Source organism: Roseburia sp. AM23-20 (assembly GCF_003470905.1).
GTDB lineage: Bacteria > Bacillota > Clostridia > Lachnospirales > Lachnospiraceae > Roseburia > Roseburia rectibacter.
Genome location: NZ_QRHS01000010.1, coordinates 44,511 through 65,734, shown reverse-complemented (window position 1 = coordinate 65,734; position 21,224 = coordinate 44,511). Strand labels below are relative to the sequence as shown.

The window sequence follows — 21,224 nt, the reverse complement described above, 5'->3', positions numbered from 1 at the left end:
GCTGCGCAGTCCCAAAATATAACTCGGCTCCGGACTCCTCCATTTCTTCTGGGCATATGCCAGATTCAGACTCCTTCAATTCTTCTGAATACAAATCCGATCCGGCAGACAATGCATCTTCTGGATCTTCCCTTAATTCTGCACAAAATGCTGCATTTGACGAATTTTTACTGCAGCTTTTCCGTTCAGAGATCACCCAGAATACCATAAATCTGCATTTTTCGCTTTCCTCTCCGGCGTCTTACGGCATCACAGACATTCCAATCTCACTTGGCGGTATATCCGGTCAGGCGGCAGAGCAAAACCGCGCCGCCTTAGAAAACACGGTTGCCGCCCTAAAGCACTTTGACACGGAAAAACTTTCCAAAACACAGAAGCTGACCTATGATATTTTGTCAGATTACCTTTCAATGGAACAAAAAGGAACAGATTTTTCACTGTATAATGAATACCTAAACCCATCTTCCGGTATCCAGGCGCAGCTTCCGGTGCTCTATGAAGAATATCGTTTTTACAACGAGGATGATATCAAAACCTATCTGAAACTGCTGCCCCTGACCGGTTCTTATTTTGAACAGATCATTGATTTTGAAAAAGAGAAATCCTCTGCCGGACTTTTTATGTCCGATGCAGTCTGTAAAGAAGTGATCGAACAGTGTTCCCGTTTTGCAGACGATGGAGACGATCATTATCTGATCTTAACTTTTAATAAAAAGGTGGATGACTTCAAAGATCTGTCAGATGAACAAAAAACTGCCTACAAAAAGCAAAATGAAAAGATCGTAAAAGAAATGATTTTTCCTGCTTACACCTCACTGGCATCTTCCCTGAGCAGCCTGCTTGGCAACGGAAAAAATGAAAAAGGACTCTGCTATCTGAAAAGAGGCAGGGATTATTATAAATATCTTGTCTATGAAAATACAGGCTGTGCAGATTCCATTGCAGATATTGAGACTATGATCGGACAAAAAAGATTATCCGATCTAAGCGAAGCCGCCGCCCTGACCGCATCAAATCCGGATCTCTGGACGGACGCGCAAAAGCTTTCGCTTTCCAGTGCAGATCCCACATCCGTTTTGGAGCTGCTGAAAGAACGAATGCAGTCCGATTTTCCAAAAGCCCCGGATGTCTCTTACTCTGTGAGTTATATTGAAGAATGTATGGAAGACTATCTCGCGCCGGCTTACTATATCACTGCACCAATCGATGACTATAATGCAAACTCTATCTATATCAACGCAAAAACAGATGCCACGACCATGCGCTATTTTACCACACTCGCCCATGAAGGCTTCCCCGGTCACCTGTATCAGACGATCATGTCATACCAGTCCGGTCTGCCGGCGATCCGCAGCATTTTAAACTATCCCGGATACGTGGAAGGCTGGGCAACCTATGTGGAAATGATGTCTTATCATTATGCCGGTCTGCCGGATGATGCTGCCACGCTTCTCGCTTTAAATCAGTCTGCACTTTTAAGCCTTTATGCCTCAACTGATATCGGTATCCATCATGATGGCTGGTCGCTTTCCGATACAATAAAATTCTGGAATGACTACGGTATCAATGATCCGGATACTATTGCAGAAATTTACCGCTATATCATATCAGAACCGGCAAATTATCTCCGGTATTACGTCGGTTATCTGCAGTTTCTGGAATTAAAAGAATATGCAAAAGAAACTCTCGGCAATGATTACAATGAAGCCGCATTTCATCAGACGCTTCTCTCTATCGGTCCGGCACCGTTTGAAATCATAAAAAAATATCTGAAAGAATTTTACCAGAAATAACGGATTTATTCGCTATTCTTCTTTCAGGAGTGCCTGATATACATCGCGTTTGCTCATGCCACGGTCTTTTGCCACCAGCTTCATAGCTTCTTTTCGAGGAGTTCCTTTACTTTCGTATACCTGCATATGTTCCTCTAACGACATATCCTCCCAGGATTTTCTTGCCTCTTCGGCAAGTTCCTCGAAAGTTTTTCCGTGGAGCACGAGTACATACTCCCCGCGGGGTTCGTTCTCCTCATAGTAGGCAAGACTGTCTGACAGAGTCGTGCGCATTTTTTCTTCGTAGCGCTTCGTGAGTTCCCGGCAGATGGATATCTGCCGGTCTCCGAGCGTATCATACAGTTCTTCTAATGTTTTTACAAGATGATGCGGCGCCTCATAAATAATGATCGTGCGTGTTTCATCCTTTAACTCCTGCAGAATAGCAACCCGCTCTTTTTTCTCCCGCGGCAGAAATGCCTCGAACGCAAAACGCCTTGTCGGAAGCCCGGACATCGTAAGTGCCGTAATACACGCCGCTGCCCCCGGCAGGGATGTCACTTCAATTCCTTCCTCATAACAGATGCGCACTAAATCTTCGCCCGGATCGGAAATACCCGGTGTCCCTGCATCCGTGATCAGTGCAATGTCTTTACCTTCCCGTAGTTTATCCACAAGCTGATATGCTTTTTCTATTTTATTGTATTCATGATAACTTGTCATCGGCGTCTTGATCTCAAAATGATTCAACAGCTTGATTGAATTTCTGGTATCTTCCGCTGCGATCAGATCCACTTCCTTTAATGTACGAAGCACCCGGTACGTGATATCTTCGAGATTGCCGATCGGCGTTGCACATAAATATAATTTTCCTGCCATCATTCTCTCCATTTTCGGAATATTATGCTGATTCTTATTAGCACATTATAAAACCACTCCGTAAAATTGACAAGAAAATCCTGCGTTATACTAAGATAAGCTTTCATGTTCAATTAGCTGATTCACCTTCTTACGGAGTTTGATGAACTCATCAGTATCTTTCAATGACAGGTCACGATCATATGGCAGCAATACCGGAACCTCTGCCTTTACTGTTCCGGGTCTTTGCGTCAGCACATAAATCTTGCTGGATAAAAAAACTGCCTCCTCGATATCGTGCGTGACAAAAATGACCGTTGGCTTTTCTTCCTGCCAGATTTGGCGCATCAGAAGCTGCATATCCGCTTTTGTCTGAGGATCTAAAGCAGAAAACGGCTCATCCATCTCCTTTGCGTTTGCCAGCCCGTATTCCTCACACAGAAATCCTTTTACAATCCTGCCATCTGACAATTCCATATCCCCGATACAGAGTGGCTTTTTTACCTGCTGTAAAAATGCTCCGATGCTCACAACCGGCAGTTCATAAATCTCTACCGCTATCGCAGCGCCCTTTTTATCGTCATATACCATGCCCGGTTTCTCCGGTACGGTATCCAGACGATACAGTCTGTAATGCGGTGCAGTATTTATGCTCTCTTTGTAGGATGCTTTAAGCTCTGTGAGCTGGCTCTCCAATGGAAATCCTTTTTTATGCAGTCCGCATACCGCAAACGGAATGCTCTGTGTCTGTAAAAACCGTTCCGCTGTACCAAGGATCTCGCCCTCCTGATCGGATAATGAGAAAATAGTGATTCCAAATGGAAGCTCTGTATCCGCTGTATTTTCCGGTACTGCTATGGCACACATATCAAGTAGGTTGTTGTCATGAATTATAACGGCAGGTATATATTTTCACAATCAGCAGAATGATTGATTTGCATACTACTTTCGATGTACCAATACTTCTTTTCCTCTACTCTAAAATAACTGCGTCCGCCTGCTGATTCCCAGTTTTTCAAAAATATTACTCAGATGTTTTTTTACTGTTGCCTCACTGATCAGAAGCTGTCTGGCGATTTCCTGATTGGAATATCCTTTTCTTACAAGCTGCACGATTTCCTGTTCCCTCCCCGAAAGAAGATCTGCCTCCCTGTTTTTTATGGTATTTTCCGCACCCGAAACATAATGGTTTGCATAGGCAAAAACATTTTTTTCAAAATGAGGCAGAAATGTCTGCAAAATTTCCATCTCATGCCCTGTAACGTCCGGTTCTCCACACTTCCGCAGCAGATTCAAAAATACCCGTGTCTTTCCCTCTTTCATAATGATAAGCCCGCATCCCATATCTAATTTCTGGGGTTTAAAATACTCACGGTAAATCACCGATGCTCTTCGTTTCTCATCCGTTAAAAGATCGGTATCGCGGTATGCCATTGATTTTGTAAAATTGCACATCTGCATCAGATAGTCTTTTGCAAAATAAGTATCTAAGTATTTCCGTTTCATGACAGGATCCACATTTTCAAATACCGAATGCGCCACGTCTAACCTGCCGTCTTCATCTATCACTAAAAAATAACCCTGCGTATATGGAATCAATATACGGATCAGTTTTAAACATCTTTCTCCAAACGTCTCCAGGCTTCCGGCATAATAGATTTCCAGAAGAATGTCATTGAACATGCGCCATTCTTTTTCTGTCATAACGTAATATCCTCCACGGACACTCCAAGAGATGCCAGCTTTGCAATCGTCACTTTGATCTGATACTCCAGCTCCTGATTTTCCACCCCATTGTTTGCACGTTTGATGCGCTGTAAATCTGTATATTTATCAATTAAAACCGTGATCAGTTCTTTTTCTGTCATATCCTCCATCCTCACTACCGCCTTTCTCCGATATAAAAAATAATAGCCTGCGCTTTGCGAACATTCTATTGTTGTGAATTGTATCTGCATTCTGTAATTTTCTATATTTTAGCGGATTTTATTTTTGGTGTAAACATGCAACTTCCATTTATCTTTTGTACTTCCCGCCATCTGTTTCCTGCTGTTGTCCACACCTATTGTGTGAACAGCAGCAATTTTCTTTCACAATCTGATGCCATGCCTGACTTTGTGCTTTTGTTCCTATTCCAGTTTTTGTCTATACAACAATCCCTGCACCTTTTATTCCTTCTCTTTCACATACACCGTCATGCGTTCCTTTGTTCCATCCTCACTGGCGTAGACATAAGACCTGCCAGCTGCTTTTGCAGTGATAACCCCGTTTGCATCTACCGACACCACATTGGAGTTAGAGCAGGAATACGCCGGCTGATTGCCGGAAGATACCGTCGCATTTACTCTTGCACGTTCCCCCGGATGAAGTGTAATCGTCGTCTGCTCAAATGTAATCTTTGGAGATCTGACCGTCACTTCACAATTTTTGCTGACTCCATCTACGGTTACAGTAATGACTGCCGTTCCATGTTTGACCGCGGTTACTTTTCCTGTTTCATCCACAGTCGCCACACTTTTTTTGTTGGTTTTCCACACTGGTGTTGTTTTTGATGTGGAAGATACCTTAAGTTTATACTTTTCCCGTCTGTATAACGAGATTTTAGACGGCATCAGGCGGACTGTCGGACTTTTTACTGTCACTTTACAATTCACAGATGTACCGTCAACCTTTGCAGTAACCGTAGTTGTTCCCGGCTTCTTTGCTGTTACTTTTCCATTTTCACTTACCGATGCAATGCTTGTCTTTGCCGACTTCCACGTCACCTTATGCCCGGTGGATGAGGCTGCCGTAAGCACTGCACTTTCCCCATTTTCCAAGGTCAGACTGGTCTGATTCAACGTGACTTTCGTCTTTGTCACCGTGATCTTGCAGCTTGCCTCCGCATTTTTGCTTTTTGCAGTGATCGTCGCACTTCCCGCCTTTTTGGCAGTAATTTTTCCATAGGTGTTCACTGATACAACCTTTGAATCACTGGATGTAAATGTCGGCTTTTTACTGCCGGATGCAACCACGGACAAACAATAGGTGTCCCCGATTTTCATTGTTTTTTCATATGCACTTAAGAAAATAAAACCATATCCTGAAGCCGCATACACTTCTACTTTCTGATACTCTGAAATAAAAAGCATGGAAACCATGCAGAGGATGGCTAATGCCATCCGGATGACTTTTTTCCCTGATTTCATAGATGTTTCCCCCAATCCTTCTCTGAATGACAGATGGCGGAAATGTACAAAAGAAAAGGTCATCCGGCACATTTTCCACACCGGATGACCTTATTATTAAATTATCATAGCTGATTACGGATGTAAACCGAACAAATCATAAAGTTTTTATAATTTACGCTTCCTGTTTTCTCTTCCCCATCACCAGATAGAACACAACTCCCGCTGCCACAACCCCGATGGAAATGATCTGTGACGTGGAAAGTACGCCGATGCTTCCCCGGTAATCGTTCCGGAAAAACTCAATGATAAATCTTCCGATTCCGTAAAGCACCATATATCCTGCTGCCACCTGTCCTTCTTTCGGCTTTCTTCCTGCGTAAAGAAGCAAAAGACCACAGATCAGAAAGTCCCCTGCAGATGACATCAGCTGTGTCGGCAGAAGTTTCACCCCGTTTGGTGCAAAATCGGAATGGGTAAATGTAATGCTAAACCACGAATCTGTCTCCCTGCCGTAACAGCAGCCTGCAAAAAAGCAGCCGAGGCGCCCGAATCCCTGCGCAAATGATACCGAAGGCATTACAAGATCAAAATACGGCAGAAAACGTTCTTTCTTGACGTAGCAATAAATGAAACTCGTCAGTGCTCCTCCTATGATTCCACCATAAACGACATATCCGTTTTTAAAATTCCAGAGTATGGATGGATCCTTTAAAATCTCCGGGATCTCCACAATATAGTAAAGCAGCCGGCAGCCGATCATTCCACCGAAGATTGCGCAGAAGAAGATTCCATAGATAATATCCTCGTTCAAGCCACGTTTTTTTCCACGCTTTAAACACATCATAAGTGCCGCTGCAAAACCGATCGCAATCATAAGACCATACATATGAAATGTAACCGGTCCTATCTTTATATCATTAAACATATATTTTAATTTATCCTTTCTGAATCACTCAAATACATACTGATTATGTTTCATACCTGTCATTTTCCACACAAAATAATTTTTCTGCTGCTTTATACACAATATGGTTTTAAATAATCCACTTAATACCCATAAATATCATAAATCTCATCTGTATACACGCCCTGCTCTTTATAAACGATCAGCGGCTTTTCTACGGTAAGCCTTGATTTTCCACCGCGCAGCCCCTCGATCAGCACCATATTCGGTTCTTTATCCACGAACGGATAGACAAGCTGCATGCGCTTCGGCTCGATCTTATACTCGACCATTTTACTCATGATCTCTGCGAGCCGGAACGGCCGGTGTACCATATAAAATCTGCCTCCCGGCACAAGCATTTTCGCGGTTTCCCGCAAAATATCATCCAGTGTACAGAGTACTTCATGCCTTGCGATCGCTTTTGCCTCAGACGGTGAATTTTGTCCATGTGTTCCGATCATATACGGCGGATTTGTGGTTATCACATCAAATGATGATCCTCCAAATATGGCAGATGCCTCCTTAATATCGCCGGTCACGATCTCAATCTTATCTTCAAGATGGTTATAGCGCACGCTGCGGCGTGCCATATCTGCACTTTCTTCCTGAATCTCAAGTGCCTTAAAATCCTCAGCTTCCGTCTTTGCCTCCATCAGTATCGGGATGATTCCCGTTCCCGTACCAAGGTCTAATACACGCTCCCCTTTTTTTGCCTTTGCAAACCCGGAAAGTAAAACCGCATCCATTCCAAAACAAAAACGTTTTGGATCCTGAATGATAAAGTAGCCGTTGCGATGCAGTTCATCAAGTCTCTCATGCTCATAAACCAGATTATTTGGCATCGTCAATTTTGGATTTTCCTCCCTTGTCCTCTAATGCGGAAAGCTCTTTTAATTCCTGTGCAGTCAGTTTGACATGATCTTTTCTGCGTTTCGGCTTAAATTTCAACTGATCAACAGAATAATCTCGGATTTCCTTTTCGTCATCCACTTCTACGAGTACTTTTACCATCTGGCGCAATACACTGACAGAAGATACCTCACCTTTTAATCCATCATCCGTTGTCACATAATCTCCAACGTTTGGCAGGCGGCTGTTCAGATATTCGTAAGTTTCCTCTTCATTTTTCAGACAGCACATCAGTCGTCCGCATACACCGGAAATTTTGGTCGGATTTAAGGACAGATTCTGCTCTTTTGCCATTTTGATGGATACCGGTGCAAATTCGGAAAGATAGGAATGACAGCAAAGCTCTCTTCCGCAGATTCCGATACCGCCCATGATCTTTGTCTCATCGCGGACACCGATCTGGCGAAGTTCAATCCTCGTGCGGAAAACCGCCGCAAGATCTTTTACCAGTTCACGGAAATCGATACGTCCGTCCGCCGTAAAATAAAAGAGCAGTTTATTATTGTCAAACGTATACTCTGCTTCTACAAGTTTCATATCAAGTTTATGTTTTGCTATTTTTTCCAGACAGATCTTAAACGCTTCTTTCTCTTTTTCACGGTTTTTTAATGCTGTCTTTTCATCTGCTTCCGTTGCGATACGGATAACCGGTTTTAACGGCTGGATCACACTGTCATCGTTTACTTCTCTTGCAGGGATCATAACCGTCCCCATCTCAATGCCGCGTGCAGTCTCCACAATTACATGCATTCCTGCGGTCAGATCCAGATTTCCCGGTCCGAAATAATAAATTTTACCGGCATTCCGGAAACGGACTCCTACTATTTTTATCATGTTAATTCTCCTTTATGGTCAGCAGAAGCAGTTCGATCACCAGATCAAAATTTACATTTGCATTCAAACGCACCTGTGCTTTTGATAATGCCTGTAATATTTCCTCGATCCCATTATAGGAACTCTGCTCTGCCTGTCTTTTTATGTCATAAACCTCATCCTTGAAAATAAGGCCATTTACATCCTTCGTTGCTTTATAATACAATACATCACGATACCAGATCATCATAAGATCAAAGTAATCGTTGATCTTAAGTTTGTATTCACTGATCTGCTTTACCGCCTCTGTCATCTCATAGAGATCGATATCGTGCAGACGCTTGATGAGCTGGAGCGCCGATGCTTTTAACTCATTAAAATCATCTGATGCCGCAAGCTGGATCGCTTTTCCGACATTTCCCTGTGCAAATGCCACACAGACATCTGCCTGATAGTCCGGGATCTGATAATGTGCCATCAGATATTTCTTGATCTTTTCATCCGGCACAGCCTTTAAATTTAATGTCACACAACGCGATAAGATTGTCGGAAGAAAGCTCTCCGCATTGGTGGTCAAAAGCAGGATCACCGCATATGCAGGCGGTTCTTCAATCGTTTTTAACAGTGCATTCTGTGCCTGCTGGTTCATTTTTTCCGCTTCATCCACAATGTAGATCTTATGTTTACTGCTGTATGGTTTGATCACAATGTCGTTGTTTAACTGCGTCCGGATATCGTCTACCGAGATCGTATTCGGCTTTTCATGGCTGACATAAATAATATCCGGCTGATTTTTGCCTGCTGCCTGTTTACAGGAATGACATTCCATACATGGCTCCGCCGTAAATCTGCTCTCTATTCTTTCAGATTCTGTTTCCCCTGCAAGTTCCTCTAATTTTTTATTTACTGCTTCACACTGCAGCGTCTGTGCAAATGCCTCCGCGATCATCATTTTTCCGGATTTGTCCGGACCGTTTAATATATAAGCATGTGAAACTTTATCCATGGTAATGGCATTCTGCAGGTGCTCTATGATCTGTTCATGTCCAACGATGTCCTTAAATGCTGGCATATCATTCCTCGTTTCTGCACATATTTTTACGGTTTATTTTACCGGATCATCTGCGCTATGTGCCGCGCTTTTATCCACCCGATCGGGGCAGAATATCTTTCTTATCCACATTTCAAAAGATCAGGTGAGGATATCTAATATCAATCCCCTTATCTCTCCGATCTTACTTAAAATAGCGATATGGTCTTTCTCATCCTTTACCAGCTCCTGTGCCAATTCGTCCAGATTTGAATCGATCAGCTTGATCAGACCGTACACTCTGTGACGGCCTCTCCGGTCAAGGAAGTTCTCTCTGGAAAATTTGTGGGAACGGAATACCACTTCGTTCATAAATTCACGGATCAGACCGCGGTATTTCTTCATATCACGGATATCCATATGCTGTGCAATACGATTACCCTGTGCTGTAATATCAGAAAGAAGCATGTCCACTTTTGCCTGAAGATCTGCATCTGTGATCGCACTCGCAAGTGTAAACTTAAAGGAACCATCCCCCTGTACATTCTGGCTGGTATCCGGTACCTGTGTAACCTCTGTTACATGATTTAATTTGTTAATATCCAAAGTTTACACCTTCTTCCTCTAAAAAATCCCTACACTTTATCTGATATTTCTGTGGCATGCACCTGATGCCATACACTTTCCGCTATGCATCCTGATGCTGCTCCTGTGCTCTGATATACGCTGCAATCCGCTCTTTTGTCTCGTCTAATAACTCATTGCAAAATCTTTTGGTGATTCCCGCTTCTTTTAATTTTTCCTCGGAAAAATCTTTTTCATCTGCAAGAAAACGACGGCATAATTCCTCATATTTCGGAGTTTCCTGCCTGCGCTCCCTGTCAAGTGCACGCTGTAAGCGCATACCATCCTCTACTTCTATATATATCGGAATAACTTTCTTAATTCCAAAGTATTCCCGAATCTTAAGATAAGACTCTAATGTTCCAATCATAAGATAACTCTGACGATCCAGATCGACCTGATGATCTGCTACGGTGAAATACTTCCAGATGCCATGAACCGTATGATATGCACGCAGTTCAATGATCTTTCCTTCTGCTGCGAGCTTTTCTACCGTATCTTCGTCACAGAAATAATATGATACACCATTTTCTTCACCGGCACGCATCGGTCTCGTCGTATATGGAACCACAGTCTTTAGCTTAAGTGTCCCATCTTTCATCAGCATCCCATACAAAGTATCTTTACCAGATGAGCTTTTTCCCATCATGTAATATATTTTTCCCATTTGTCCTGCCTTATCAGTATAATATAGTCTTTAAAAATATACAATCTTTATCCGTTCTGCATAAAGATCTGTACTTCCCTGTAAATTTAATTTCAAATGGATACAGGTGCGGAGTCTTTCTATAAATTCTGCCGTGATAATTTCTCCCGGAACAATCAGCGGGATTCCCGGCGGATATAAAAAAATGAAATCTGCAGCCACCTTATCTATCGCCTCATCAAAGGGAACCTCTGCTATCTTTCCCTCCTCTGCTTCATAGATCTGCACCCGGCATGGATTCGGACGATAAACCTCTTTTACAAAAGAACTGTTTCCTTTTTGTGCCTGACTTGCTTCTTCCATACCACAGCCCGGCGAGTCTTTTTGCATGCAGCATTTCTGTTCTTTTTCTCCTGATCCACACAGCGACTGCTCGATCTCATGCAATGCAGAAGAAAGTCTCTGATATCCTTCATCCGTATCCATGATACTCGTCATCGCAAGCGCATAATCTCCCGACGCCATTTCAAGCTGAAGATGATATTTCAAAAGAAGTTCTTTATAAAGCCACTCACCGCTTTTACTGCTGTCCCGGACAAATATAACGATCTTAGAATCATCCCAGGCAAATGCCTCTTCTTTCGATAAATCCTGCTCCGTCATAACATGTATTTTTTTTAAATCTTCACAGCTTTTATAAAATTCATTTAATTTTCGCCTGTAATTGTCAAATAGTTCCGCTTCACATTCTTTTACGGTGCGGATACATGCATCCATTCCAGCCATAAGAATATAGGAAGGCGAACTTGTTTCATAGATTCCAAGATATTTTTCTATGCGTGATCTGGAAATACGGTCTGAATTAAGATGAAGCAGTGCTGTCTGTGTAAAAGATGGCAGTGTCTTATGCAGGCTCTCGATTGCAGCATCCGCCCCAAGTCTTACCGCATTTTCCGGAAATTCCCCGCCAAATCCAAGATGTGCTCCATGTGCTGAATCTACAATCAGCGGAATCCCATATGCATGCACGATTCCGGCAATTCCTTCAATATCAGAGATAATTCCCTCATATGTCGGCGAAGTGATCACAACGGCTGCGATCTCCTGATCACTTTTTAACGCATCTTCTACCTGCTGGGGTGTGATCTGTCCCTGGATTCCACATTCTGTCACTGCCGGATAAAGGTATTCGGCAACAAGCTCTGACAAAAACAGGGCATGATATACCGCTTTATGACTGTTTCTTGCCACAAGAATCTTTCCCCGTTTTCCCACTGCTGCACAGATCGACGCAAGAATCCCACAGGTGCTTCCATTGACAAGATAATAACAATGCTTAGAACCATACAGATCAGCCGCACGCTGTTGTGCCTCTTTTAAAATGCCCTCTGCATGATGCAGATTATCAAATCCATCGATCTCGGTAATATCTATCCCATATACTTCCGGAAAAGGCAGCGGATTTCTTTTATGTCCCGGCATATGAAATGGATAAACATCGCTTTTTCCATATGTCTCCAATGCCTGATCTAAATACCTCATCTGCAACCGCCTTTCTGCTTACACAATTTATTTTAACACTTTACATACCAGCCTGACTACTTTAAAATAAGAACATCTTTGGAAAAGAATGGAGCAATAAACCTATTATGAATTACGCACTTGTGATCCTTTGCGGCGGAAACAGTGTCCGTATGGGAACGGATAAAGCACTCTTACCTTTCGGTGACTGCTGCCTGTTAGAATACCTTGTACGCAAATTTAAACCACATTTTTCAAACATATATCTGTCCGTAAAATATATCGGAGATTACGCGCATCTGAATCTTCCGGTCACTGAGATTGCGGACGTTTACGGCAATGCCGGACCGATGTCCGGTGTTTTTTCAGGTCTGTCCATGATCAATGAAGATGCCGCTTTCTTTATGTCTGTGGATACACCTTTCATGGAACCCGAAACCGGTATTGCACTTTTAGATGCGATCGGTGATGCTGATATCTGCATGGTGCGCGGCAGGGCAGGCTATTTAGATCCCGCTACGGCTGCCTATTCCAAAAACTGTATTCCAACGATTGGAAAAAGTCTTATCCTTCGTCAGTTTACCTTCGATGCGCTTCGTGAAAAATGCAAAACTGTCTGCGTAACAGAGAAGGCAATCGCCAACTACACAGCGACCCCCATAGACCGGCAGTTTTTTAACTTAGATACCAGACAGGATTATTATCAGGCATTAAAATTGTATCTGCAGTTATAGCACCACAATATGACCACGCTCGTCCTACCCAAGAAAACGCTCCAGTTCCGGCATCCAGTCTCCAAAAAATACTTCATCTTTGCAGACTGCTTCCCACATATCTCTAAGGAAATGTGCCAAACGCTCCATCTCTTCTTCCCATTTCAGATTTTCTGTTCCGGTGATCACGCTGTGCCTGCAAAACTTTTCCCAGCGTTTTTTCATATAAGGATACTCCCGATAAGATAAGATCTGCTCCATGCGCTCCATATCCGGTTTCAGTCCCTGTGCTTTACACATATTTCCAAGCAGCTCACATACATGTCTGCCGCTTAAATTTTCGTTTCTTAATATAAGAAATACCTCCCGGTATATTTCCATGTCCGGAATCAGTTCCATATCCCGCAGTATCACAAATATCTGTTTTGCCAGCACCAGTTCTGCCGGAAACTGTTTCCATGCGATCCGCTTCGTCTCATCCAGCAAAAATGGAATTTCTTTTTCGACCAGTCCCCATATTTTTCCCAGATGCATAAAATGGATACCGACAGTTACCGGAACTTTCATTTCTTCAAACTGCCCCTGCAGTTCTAAGCATGCCCCCATCTGTTGTAAGGATTCTGTACCCTGCCACCTTACCGGGCTCCCCTCTCTTTTTTCCAGATACAACTGCAACAGTTTTTGTGGTATATTCTCATCCGGCTCACAGAAAAAATCCAGCTTCAGAATGTTTTTCTTTCGGTATTGTTCTAACCCAAACATATATCCATTGCGCAGTAAAAGCCTATCATTAAATTCAGAAGCGGAAAATCTAAGCATAAATTCTTCTAAAACAAATCCTGCGAGCAGATTTGAAAATGGTATCTTCCACTCTTCACTTTTTTCCTGTAAATCTGCTATTTTATACTTTTTATCCTCCATTTAAAGCCATACCCCTATCATCGATTGTACTTTTTTTACCACACGACGCTCTCTGGCATATTTCATCAGCTTCGCAACATCCTTTTTTTCATCTTTGATATAAGAAAGAACTCCTTCTTTAAAAACCGTCCGCTCCATCTTGTCTTCATATTTCAGACATTCACAGATCAGTCTGTCTTTATCAAAAATCTGCATCTTTGCATTTCCAAAGTCAATACTGTCTACCCCAAAATGCAGCGTCTCCGGTTCTGCATAAAACGGCGTGACCTTTGGAAACTCCAGTTTGAATCTGGATTTTGATGTATTCTTGTCCACAGCAACCTGATATCCGTACGGCTTTCTCTTAATATAGCCGTACACATACAATGCACACTCCATGGTAAGCACTGCATCCGGAAATAATTTTGCAATTAATTCATCCTCCGAATAGTCTCCGATCCGGATCGTATAATATCCACTTTTAATCCGGATCAGATCCCCTTTTTCCACAAAATCAAGAATCCTCCGGTAATCAATGTGCAATTCTTCCAGTTGATTTTTCTTTACGATCCCGCCATTGGCAACAATAAAATCCTTTACTTTCTGTAAGATTAACTCCCTTTTTTCATTAACTGCATATGATTCTGACATAACAACCCCATTTCTGCGTTTTCCTGCGCATTGTGCAAACCCAATTCCCAATGATTATCTATGTTGTGTCTATATTTTCCGCTCAAAACTTATGCTTGTGGTACTAATTTTAATATAATCAAAACCTTATCTTCTGTCAATTGTGTGCATATTTATTTTGTCGTATATCAATAAATACCGCAGCTTTTTCATAAAAATACCGGCATCTGATCATCAGATCTCAATCTGACTTTCAGAGCCGGCATCTGTTTACGTTTTATTTTGCATATCATCTGCGTCTTCTGCGCCTTTTATTGCGTTTCTTTTCACGCTTAAATACTCTTTTGTGTTCTTTTCGCACCTCGTAATTATGTTTGATAATATAAAAGTTATCTGCAACCTTCTTTATAATGATTCCAAGAATAATTAATACAAGAATAACAACCAGTACTGTTATGATCGTGCTCATCTTAATCTGTATCTTTGAAACATGCTCTGTTTCTTCGGTCTGTGCCTCTTCGTTTACATCTGTCTGGTTGCTGAATTTATACTCCGGGATCTGCACATTTGTCTTTACAATATCTGCCTTTCCAACTTCATGTCCCGCATATGTGTATTCGATCGTCCCGACCGTATCATTCGTCACATCATCATAGATGATTTTAGATGTTGCGTCCGAAAACTCTGCTGTCTTTGGAAGTACGATACCTGCATCCTTATCAATATCCACAAACGGTTCATTTGTATTGAGTGTCCCTACACTTTTTTGTTCTGCAGACGTATAATTTGTCTCATTTTCTGCAATATTAAAAAGCTGGAAATTATCAAAACAGTAATCAAACAGATTTCTGCTGTCAAGCCACTGATTTGGCGACTGTGTATTCATAACCACACAGATCAGTGTCATTCCTTCCCGCTCCGCATAAGTCACCAGCGTACTGTTTGCTGCATTCGTATAACCTGTCTTTCCACCTGTACAGCCATCATACACATACTTGTTCGTCTGGAACGGATAAAGCATCTCGTTATGATTCTGCAGATCTGTCTGCTCGGAGTGTTTATTTGTCGGCGGGATCGTATAACGTGCCGTTCCCACGATAATACGGAATGTTTCATTCTGATATGCCGCCCTTGCGATCAATGCCATATCATAGCAGCAGGTATAATGGTTTTCATCATGCAGTCCGTGCGGATTTGCGAAATGCGTATTCTGGCAGCCAAGTTCTTTTGCCTTTTCATTCATCATCGCAACAAAATTTTCAATGGTTCCTCCGACATGCTCTGCAACCGCATACGCACATTCATTGGCAGATGCAAGCATTACCGCATAGAGACACTGCTCCATCGTCATCTGCTCACCATAATCCCTTGCGATACCGGAACCTTCTGTATTATCAATTGCCGCATCCGAAAAAGTCACGATATCATTTAAATCAGAATTTTCCAGCGCGATCAGCGTTGTCATGATCTTTGTGATACTCGCCGGATAGTGCTGCTCTAAACTTTCCCTCTCATAGAGTATCGTTCCGGTAGAAGCCTCCATCACGATAACATTTGGTGATACGACCTCCGGGCCTTCAGGCCAGTATTCAGCAGCGAAAACCGGCGTACACATGCTTCCGGTCAATAATATAAGGCTAAGCAGTAAACATAAGAAACGCGTTATTTTATTTTTACGATCTATTTTATATCTCATTTTTTAATAAGTAATCTCCTGATTTATAAGTGCAGCTTTTTCAGTACACTAGTATCAGTATAAACTTTGAAAAAAATACATGCAACCTTTATCCACAAATTTTCTTTTAAGGTTTTCTTAAAATAATGCTACTTTTTTTCATTATTTTATTGTAAAATACCTCTGTGTGCTTTCTGCACTTAAATCCATTATCTGCAATAATGCAAGATTACACCTATCAGAAATCAGTGTGAAAAATATATTTTATATACTTTAAAAGAAAGGCAGGACCATAATTTATATGCGATTAAGAAATATCCCTGGCGCTGATGAAGCCATTTTAAACAGTGAATACTGCATCAAGGAACCGGAAAACAACAAAGGCAACTGGCAGTCTGTTTTTCCTTCCACCCAGCCTCTCCATATTGAGATTGGAATGGGAAAAGGCCGCTTTATCATGGATATGGCTGCAGCACATCCCGACATCAATTATCTTGGCATCGAACGCTATTCCAGCGTACTTTTACGTGCGCTTCAGAAAATGGAAGAAATACCTATGCCAAACTTAAGATTTATATGCATGGATGCCGCCGATATCACAGAAGTTTTTGCTAAAGATGAGGTTTCCCGCATTTACCTGAACTTTTCAGATCCGTGGCCAAAGGATCGCCACGCAAAACGCCGTCTTACTTCCCGCCAGTTTTTTGCACGTTATGATGCCATTTTAAAACCGGACGGCAGACTGGAGTTTAAGACCGATAATCAGGATCTCTTCACCTTTTCTTTAGAAGAAATCCCGGAGGCAGGATGGCATTTAGACGCTTTTACCCGCGATCTCCATCAGGATGCGGTTTTAAATGAAGGAAATATCATGACAGAATATGAAGAGAAATTTTCCTCAAAGGGAAATCCGATCTGTAAACTTATCGCTTCCCGCTAATCGGAATCAGTAACCTCTCTGCAAGGTGCGTATCCTTAAACGGAGCTGATATTACTTTATAACACATATTTTCCTATAAAAATAAAATGCATGCTCAACGAAAATTTATAATTTCAAAATTCTCGTTGAGCATGCATTCTATTTTGTGGATAAATTTATTCAGGAGATCATATCATATAAACCGGACAAAAAAAAGCACCATCCCCATAGCCATCTGCTATAAAAACGGTACTTCGTAGTGCGCCACCAGGGGTTCGAACCCTGGACACCCTGATTAAGAGTCAGGTGCTCTGCCAGCTGAGCTAGTGGCGCATATGTTTATCTCTCGTGAACACAAATGATATTATATATTAATTTATTTCAAATTGCAAGCATTTTTTTAGAAAATCTTAATTTTTTTCGTTGGCGAATTTTCTATTCTGTGGTATTTTATTCATAGACTAAAAAATGCATTTTTTTGCAGTTTATAAAATTCAAAGGAGGTCACTCATTTATCATGCATGTTGATGAAAGACTATTAAAATATGTTTCCTGCTTTACCACTTCCTGTGAAGACTCCGATACGATTCCTTCCACAGACAGGCAGTTTACCCTGGCAAAAGAATTGGAAAAAGAACTTCTGGATCTCGGTTTACAGAAAGTAACACTGACAGACCACTGTTACATCTACGGTCTGATTCCTGCTACTCCGGGATACGAAACCAAAAAAGCTGTCGGATTTATTTCCCATATGGATACGGCACCGGATTTTTCCGGCGAGAACGTTAAACCTCAGATTATTCCGGAATATGACGGCAAGGACGTTGTTTTAAAAGGTACCGGTGATATCTTAAAAACTTCTGATTTTCCCGAATTAAAGACTTTAAAAGGAAAAACCCTGATCACAACAGACGGTACAACTCTGCTTGGTGCAGACGATAAAGCCGGAGTTGCGGAAATCATGACCGCTGTCGAACAGCTCATCTCCTCTGATATTCCACACGGCGATATCTGGATCGGCTTTACACCGGACGAGGAAGTCGGACGCGGTGCAGATCTGTTCGATCTTGATTATTTTAAAGCAGATTTTGCTTATACGGTAGATGGAGATTATGAAGGTGAAGTGGCCTATGAAAACTTTAATGCTGCAAGCGCTGTCTTTTCTGTGAAAGGTGTGAATGTTCACCCTGGAGAAGCAAAAGATATCATGGTCAATGCTGCTCTCGTTGCATGCGAGATCCAGTCCCTGCTGCCTCCGATGGAAACACCAGCCCACACAGAAGGCAGAGAAGGTTTTTACCATCTGACAGATATGTCCGGTGATGTTGCCACAGCTACCCTTTCCTACATTATCCGTGACCATGACAAAAATATGTTTGAAACACGTCAGAAAAAAATGCAGGAAATCGCTGATGCCATGAATACCAAATATGGTGCCGGAACTGTTACACTGACTATCCACAATTCCTATGCAAATATGTTGGAAATCATCGAAAAAAATACCTATGTTGTGGATATCGCAAGGAAAGCCATTTCTTCCGTCGGACTTGAGCCGGTTTCACGTCCGGTACGTGGCGGTACTGACGGCGCACGCTTAAGTTTTATGGGACTTCCATGTCCAAATCTCGGTACCGGCGGTTACGGTTTCCACGGCCCATTCGAGCACATCAGTGTCGAGGGAATGGAAACTGCTGTAGCTGTGATCAAAGAGATCGTACGCATCACCGCAGAACTCGATTAACCAGTGTACCTACCGTGCCAGGCATATTGTTACAGACTGCCATTCATAGGACAATGTTCTATGAATGAGAAAAGAGCTGAGGCACCGGCTGATTAAAATCAGCAGTGCCTCAGCTCTTTTTATGTGCATCATCAGATACACTTTGCTTACTATAAATTTTTTTACTACAGCTTTATAAATTTGCGATCAATGCAGCGATTTCATCCGGCGTCATGATCTTATTCGGATTTCCCATATCCGGCATGGAAGCTGCTGCCTCCTGCTTTGGAACCTCTTCGATCACTGACTCATCTGCAGAAATCGGTATTTCTTCTGTGATCGTTTCCTCTTCCGGGATCTTTACCTCTTCGATCACTGATTCGTCCGGGGAAACCGGTATTTCTTCTGTCAAAGTTACCGTATCTGCATCCGTTGCGTCCTCTGTAAAGACCGGCTCATCCGGATCTATTGTAGTCTCATCCGTAATTACCGGTTCGTCCGGATTTATTGTGGTCTCATCCGCAACTACCGGTTCGTCATTCCAATCACCACTAACAGATAATTCATCCCCTAATGTCGGCAGTTCCATATCTGACAAATCATCATCTACTGCTGATATTCCTAAATCCGGCAATTCTTCACCAATCGCTGACATTCCCAGATCCGGCAGCTCATCATCCACTGCTGACATTCCTAAATCTGGCAATTCCTCATCTGCTGCTGACATTCCCAGATCCGGCAGCCCCTCATCCACTGCTGACATTCCTAAATCTGGCAATTCCTCATCTACTGCTGACATTCCCAGATCTGGAAGCTCCTCATCCACTGCTGACATTCCTAAATCCGGCAATTCCTCATCTGCTGCTGACATTCCCAGATCCGGCAGCTCCTCATCTGCTGCTGACATTCCCAGATCCGGCAGCTTCTCATCTGCTGCTGACATTCCTAAATCCGGCAGCTCCCCATCTGCTGCTGACATTCCTAAATCCGGCAACTCATCATCCACTGCTGACATTCCTAAATCCGGTAATTTCTCCGTGGTTTCTGCGGAAGCCGTCATCACAGGATTCTCTGCAGCGAGGTCTGCTTTGATCGAATCTGCAGCCTGGCTTGCAGCTTCCTTTACATAGGTATGTATCTGTTCTATGGCAGCTGAAAGTTCTTTTTCCAATGTATCATGGATCATTTCTGAAAGGACATTCTGCATATCACTTTCTAATGTCTCTTTTATAGTATTCAGGTTATCCAGAACTAATTTCTGTTTTTCCATCAGCTCCTGTATTTTTTCATCCATCATGCTCTTCTGCATATCTATGATCTGCTGATTGTTTTCTGAAAGTTTTTCTTCTACTTCCAGTGTTTTTTCAATCACCTGCTCATTGGAATGCATGAGAGCATCTGTATTTTCTTTATTACGCGCAAGTGTCAGTTTCGCGATCGCTTTCTGGGCAGTAATGATCTCGTCCGCCGGAACAGCAACTTTTTCCCTAATATTTTCTATTTTTTCTATAAGTTTTTTCTGCATCAGATAGTTTGCTTTTCCTGTACGCAATACTTCTTCTATCTGTTCATCAAAATGGGATTTTTCTGTATTTTTCATATCGTAGATATACTTAACAAGCAAAGCAACCCACACTAAAATAAGTACCGAAATAATAACTGCTACTACCAGTTCCGATGATTTTTTTACAAATAAAAATAAAACAATCCATAAAAATGATATCAGCATTGCCGATATGAAAATCATCATACGATTAAAATCTTTTTTCTTTGGTTTCTTTAATGAGTCGTCTTTAGCCATAACAGAACCTCCCGCTTTTTGCACTATCATGCATAGATTTACAGTTCAATTTTACCACAATAAACCAACCCTGAAAACAGCCTTTGTAAAATATTTATGCGGCGTCTCCATTATTTTAATAATTTCTATACGCTAGGAATTTCTATTTTTCTGCTGACTATACACTCTTTGATCGCACTCACAATTTTTTCTTCATCCAAAGGCTTTGACAGATGAAGGTTCATATCGGAAATCCTGCTGTTTATAATATCATCTGCGAATGCATTTGCAGACATCGCTATTACAGGTATTTTCTGGGCATCAGATCTTTTCAATAACCGGATTTTTCTTGTTGCATCCAGACCATTTAAACGCAGCATCATAATGTCCATATTCAGTTCATTATCTTCTACTACCAGCGCACGCAGACCTGCAACAGAGATATACTCTTTTTCTGCCGGTCTTCTTATCTCTGTTTCCCTGCTGATCTTAAACGGCAGTTTTACAACGCATGTAGTGCCTATGCCCTTTTTGCTATTCATTTCTATCGTTCCATTTAGCTTATCAACGAGCTGTTTGGCTATTGCAAGTCCCAGAC

At 42.1% G+C, this 21,224-nt stretch carries 21 protein-coding genes and 1 tRNA gene; 4 read left to right on the top strand and 18 right to left on the bottom strand.

Annotation, left to right across the window (positions count from 1 at the left end):
* Positions 1-56: 56 nt before the first annotated feature.
* The gene (locus DW650_RS09590; RefSeq protein WP_243102916.1) at positions 57-1,793 is read left to right on the top strand and encodes a DUF885 domain-containing protein; all 1,737 of its coding nucleotides are present in this window, start codon (positions 57-59) and stop codon (positions 1,791-1,793) included.
* A gap of 12 nt (positions 1,794-1,805) precedes the next feature.
* On the opposite strand, the gene rsmI is transcribed toward DW650_RS09590, so the two are convergent.
* From rsmI to DW650_RS09535, 12 genes are all read right to left on the bottom strand, one after another.
* Positions 1,806-2,651: a 16S rRNA (cytidine(1402)-2'-O)-methyltransferase gene (gene rsmI / locus DW650_RS09585; protein ID WP_118209771.1), complete on the bottom strand. Its 846-nt coding sequence runs from the start codon at positions 2,649-2,651 to the stop codon at positions 1,806-1,808.
* Positions 2,652-2,741: 90 nt separating this feature from the next.
* Positions 2,742-3,497: an allophanate hydrolase-related protein gene (locus DW650_RS20050; protein ID WP_243102915.1), complete on the bottom strand. Its 756-nt coding sequence runs from the start codon at positions 3,495-3,497 to the stop codon at positions 2,742-2,744.
* A 111-nt stretch (positions 3,498-3,608) separates the two neighbouring features.
* The gene (locus tag DW650_RS09575) at positions 3,609-4,334 is read right to left on the bottom strand and encodes a helix-turn-helix transcriptional regulator (protein WP_117920545.1); all 726 of its coding nucleotides are present in this window, start codon (positions 4,332-4,334) and stop codon (positions 3,609-3,611) included.
* Positions 4,331-4,498, bottom strand: coding sequence for a hypothetical protein (locus tag DW650_RS19745; protein ID WP_022111878.1), 168 nt, complete (start codon positions 4,496-4,498; stop codon positions 4,331-4,333). Before DW650_RS19745 ends, DW650_RS09575 begins: the two co-directional genes overlap by 4 nt.
* 300 nt (positions 4,499-4,798) lie before the next feature.
* Complete coding sequence (locus tag DW650_RS09570) at positions 4,799-5,818, bottom strand: Ig-like domain-containing protein (protein ID WP_118209770.1); 1,020 nt, start codon at positions 5,816-5,818, stop codon at positions 4,799-4,801.
* Positions 5,819-5,972: 154 nt separating this feature from the next.
* A complete protein-coding gene (lgt, locus tag DW650_RS09565) occupies positions 5,973-6,725 on the bottom strand; it encodes a prolipoprotein diacylglyceryl transferase (protein ID WP_118209769.1) in 753 nt (250 codons plus the stop codon).
* A gap of 122 nt (positions 6,726-6,847) precedes the next feature.
* Positions 6,848-7,588 carry a tRNA1(Val) (adenine(37)-N6)-methyltransferase gene (locus DW650_RS09560; protein WP_118209768.1) on the bottom strand — a complete coding sequence of 247 codons (741 nt, stop codon included), beginning with the start codon at positions 7,586-7,588 and terminating at the stop codon, positions 6,848-6,850.
* Entirely contained in the window at positions 7,578-8,489 is a 912-nt protein-coding gene (locus tag DW650_RS09555; RefSeq protein ID WP_117920553.1) for a PSP1 domain-containing protein, read from the bottom strand. The genes DW650_RS09560 and DW650_RS09555 overlap by 11 nt, the downstream gene beginning before the upstream one ends.
* A gap of 1 nt (position 8,490) precedes the next feature.
* The gene (locus DW650_RS09550) at positions 8,491-9,540 is read right to left on the bottom strand and encodes a DNA polymerase III subunit (protein ID WP_117920555.1); all 1,050 of its coding nucleotides are present in this window, start codon (positions 9,538-9,540) and stop codon (positions 8,491-8,493) included.
* 120 nt (positions 9,541-9,660) lie between these two features.
* Positions 9,661-10,104, bottom strand: coding sequence for a YaaR family protein (locus DW650_RS09545; protein WP_117920556.1), 444 nt, complete (start codon positions 10,102-10,104; stop codon positions 9,661-9,663).
* Positions 10,105-10,186: 82 nt separating this feature from the next.
* Complete coding sequence (locus DW650_RS09540; protein WP_118209767.1) at positions 10,187-10,789, bottom strand: guanylate kinase; 603 nt, start codon at positions 10,787-10,789, stop codon at positions 10,187-10,189.
* Positions 10,790-10,819: 30 nt separating this feature from the next.
* Complete coding sequence (locus tag DW650_RS09535; RefSeq protein WP_118209801.1) at positions 10,820-12,310, bottom strand: aminotransferase class I/II-fold pyridoxal phosphate-dependent enzyme; 1,491 nt, start codon at positions 12,308-12,310, stop codon at positions 10,820-10,822.
* Positions 12,311-12,417: 107 nt separating this feature from the next.
* Between DW650_RS09535 and mobA the strand changes: the two genes are divergently transcribed.
* Positions 12,418-13,023: a molybdenum cofactor guanylyltransferase gene (gene mobA, locus DW650_RS09530; protein ID WP_117920559.1), complete on the top strand. Its 606-nt coding sequence runs from the start codon at positions 12,418-12,420 to the stop codon at positions 13,021-13,023.
* 24 nt (positions 13,024-13,047) lie between these two features.
* On the opposite strand, the gene DW650_RS09525 is transcribed toward mobA, so the two are convergent.
* From DW650_RS09525 to DW650_RS09515, 3 genes are all read right to left on the bottom strand, one after another.
* The gene (locus DW650_RS09525) at positions 13,048-13,923 is read right to left on the bottom strand and encodes a hypothetical protein (protein WP_118209766.1); all 876 of its coding nucleotides are present in this window, start codon (positions 13,921-13,923) and stop codon (positions 13,048-13,050) included.
* On the bottom strand, positions 13,924-14,553 hold the full coding sequence (locus DW650_RS09520) for a type IV toxin-antitoxin system AbiEi family antitoxin domain-containing protein (protein WP_117920561.1): 630 nt from the start codon (positions 14,551-14,553) through the stop codon (positions 13,924-13,926).
* Positions 14,554-14,821: 268 nt separating this feature from the next.
* The gene (locus DW650_RS09515; RefSeq protein ID WP_118209765.1) at positions 14,822-16,228 is read right to left on the bottom strand and encodes a D-alanyl-D-alanine carboxypeptidase family protein; all 1,407 of its coding nucleotides are present in this window, start codon (positions 16,226-16,228) and stop codon (positions 14,822-14,824) included.
* Between the two features lie 280 nt (positions 16,229-16,508).
* On the opposite strand from DW650_RS09515, the gene trmB reads away from it, so the two are divergent.
* Positions 16,509-17,147 carry a tRNA (guanosine(46)-N7)-methyltransferase TrmB gene (gene trmB, locus DW650_RS09510; protein ID WP_118209764.1) on the top strand — a complete coding sequence of 213 codons (639 nt, stop codon included), beginning with the start codon at positions 16,509-16,511 and terminating at the stop codon, positions 17,145-17,147.
* A gap of 239 nt (positions 17,148-17,386) precedes the next feature.
* Here the strand turns inward: trmB and DW650_RS09505 are convergent.
* Positions 17,387-17,459, bottom strand: a tRNA-Lys gene (locus DW650_RS09505).
* 184 nt (positions 17,460-17,643) lie between these two features.
* On the opposite strand from DW650_RS09505, the gene pepT reads away from it, so the two are divergent.
* Positions 17,644-18,867, top strand: a complete 1,224-nt coding sequence (pepT, locus tag DW650_RS09500; RefSeq protein WP_118209763.1) for a peptidase T — start codon at positions 17,644-17,646, stop codon at positions 18,865-18,867.
* A 172-nt stretch (positions 18,868-19,039) separates the two neighbouring features.
* Here the strand turns inward: pepT and DW650_RS09495 are convergent, their stop codons facing one another.
* Complete coding sequence (locus DW650_RS09495) at positions 19,040-20,647, bottom strand: hypothetical protein (RefSeq protein WP_243102914.1); 1,608 nt, start codon at positions 20,645-20,647, stop codon at positions 19,040-19,042.
* 125 nt (positions 20,648-20,772) lie between these two features.
* Positions 20,773-21,222, bottom strand: a complete 450-nt coding sequence (locus DW650_RS20310) for a response regulator (RefSeq protein WP_279216628.1) — start codon at positions 21,220-21,222, stop codon at positions 20,773-20,775.
* Between the last annotated feature and the right edge of the window lie 2 nt (positions 21,223-21,224).

Bases quoted from the DNA above. Each gene is read 5' to 3' on its own strand.
- DW650_RS09535 (WP_118209801.1), bottom strand. From the start codon at position 12,310: ATGAGGTATTTAGATCAGGCATTGGAGACATATGGAAAAAGCGATGTT.
- DW650_RS09520 (WP_117920561.1), bottom strand. From the start codon at position 14,553: ATGTCAGAATCATATGCAGTTAATGAAAAAAGGGAGTTAATCTTACAG.
- DW650_RS09515 (WP_118209765.1), bottom strand. From the start codon at position 16,228: ATGAGATATAAAATAGATCGTAAAAATAAAATAACGCGTTTCTTATGT.
- DW650_RS19745 (WP_022111878.1), bottom strand. From the start codon at position 4,498: ATGACAGAAAAAGAACTGATCACGGTTTTAATTGATAAATATACAGAT.
- DW650_RS09525 (WP_118209766.1), bottom strand. From the start codon at position 13,923: ATGGAGGATAAAAAGTATAAAATAGCAGATTTACAGGAAAAAAGTGAA.
- trmB (WP_118209764.1), top strand. From the start codon at position 16,509: ATGCGATTAAGAAATATCCCTGGCGCTGATGAAGCCATTTTAAACAGT.
- pepT (WP_118209763.1), top strand. From the start codon at position 17,644: ATGCATGTTGATGAAAGACTATTAAAATATGTTTCCTGCTTTACCACT.
- DW650_RS20050 (WP_243102915.1), bottom strand. From the start codon at position 3,497: ATGTGTGCCATAGCAGTACCGGAAAATACAGCGGATACAGAGCTTCCA.
- rsmI (WP_118209771.1), bottom strand. From the start codon at position 2,651: ATGGCAGGAAAATTATATTTATGTGCAACGCCGATCGGCAATCTCGAA.
- DW650_RS09540 (WP_118209767.1), bottom strand. From the start codon at position 10,789: ATGGGAAAAATATATTACATGATGGGAAAAAGCTCATCTGGTAAAGAT.
- DW650_RS09555 (WP_117920553.1), bottom strand. From the start codon at position 8,489: ATGATAAAAATAGTAGGAGTCCGTTTCCGGAATGCCGGTAAAATTTAT.
- mobA (WP_117920559.1), top strand. From the start codon at position 12,418: ATGAATTACGCACTTGTGATCCTTTGCGGCGGAAACAGTGTCCGTATG.
- lgt (WP_118209769.1), bottom strand. From the start codon at position 6,725: ATGTTTAATGATATAAAGATAGGACCGGTTACATTTCATATGTATGGT.
- DW650_RS09495 (WP_243102914.1), bottom strand. From the start codon at position 20,647: ATGGCTAAAGACGACTCATTAAAGAAACCAAAGAAAAAAGATTTTAAT.
- DW650_RS09560 (WP_118209768.1), bottom strand. From the start codon at position 7,588: ATGCCAAATAATCTGGTTTATGAGCATGAGAGACTTGATGAACTGCAT.
- DW650_RS09575 (WP_117920545.1), bottom strand. From the start codon at position 4,334: ATGACAGAAAAAGAATGGCGCATGTTCAATGACATTCTTCTGGAAATC.
- DW650_RS09550 (WP_117920555.1), bottom strand. From the start codon at position 9,540: ATGCCAGCATTTAAGGACATCGTTGGACATGAACAGATCATAGAGCAC.
- DW650_RS09590 (WP_243102916.1), top strand. From the start codon at position 57: ATGCCAGATTCAGACTCCTTCAATTCTTCTGAATACAAATCCGATCCG.
- DW650_RS09570 (WP_118209770.1), bottom strand. From the start codon at position 5,818: ATGAAATCAGGGAAAAAAGTCATCCGGATGGCATTAGCCATCCTCTGC.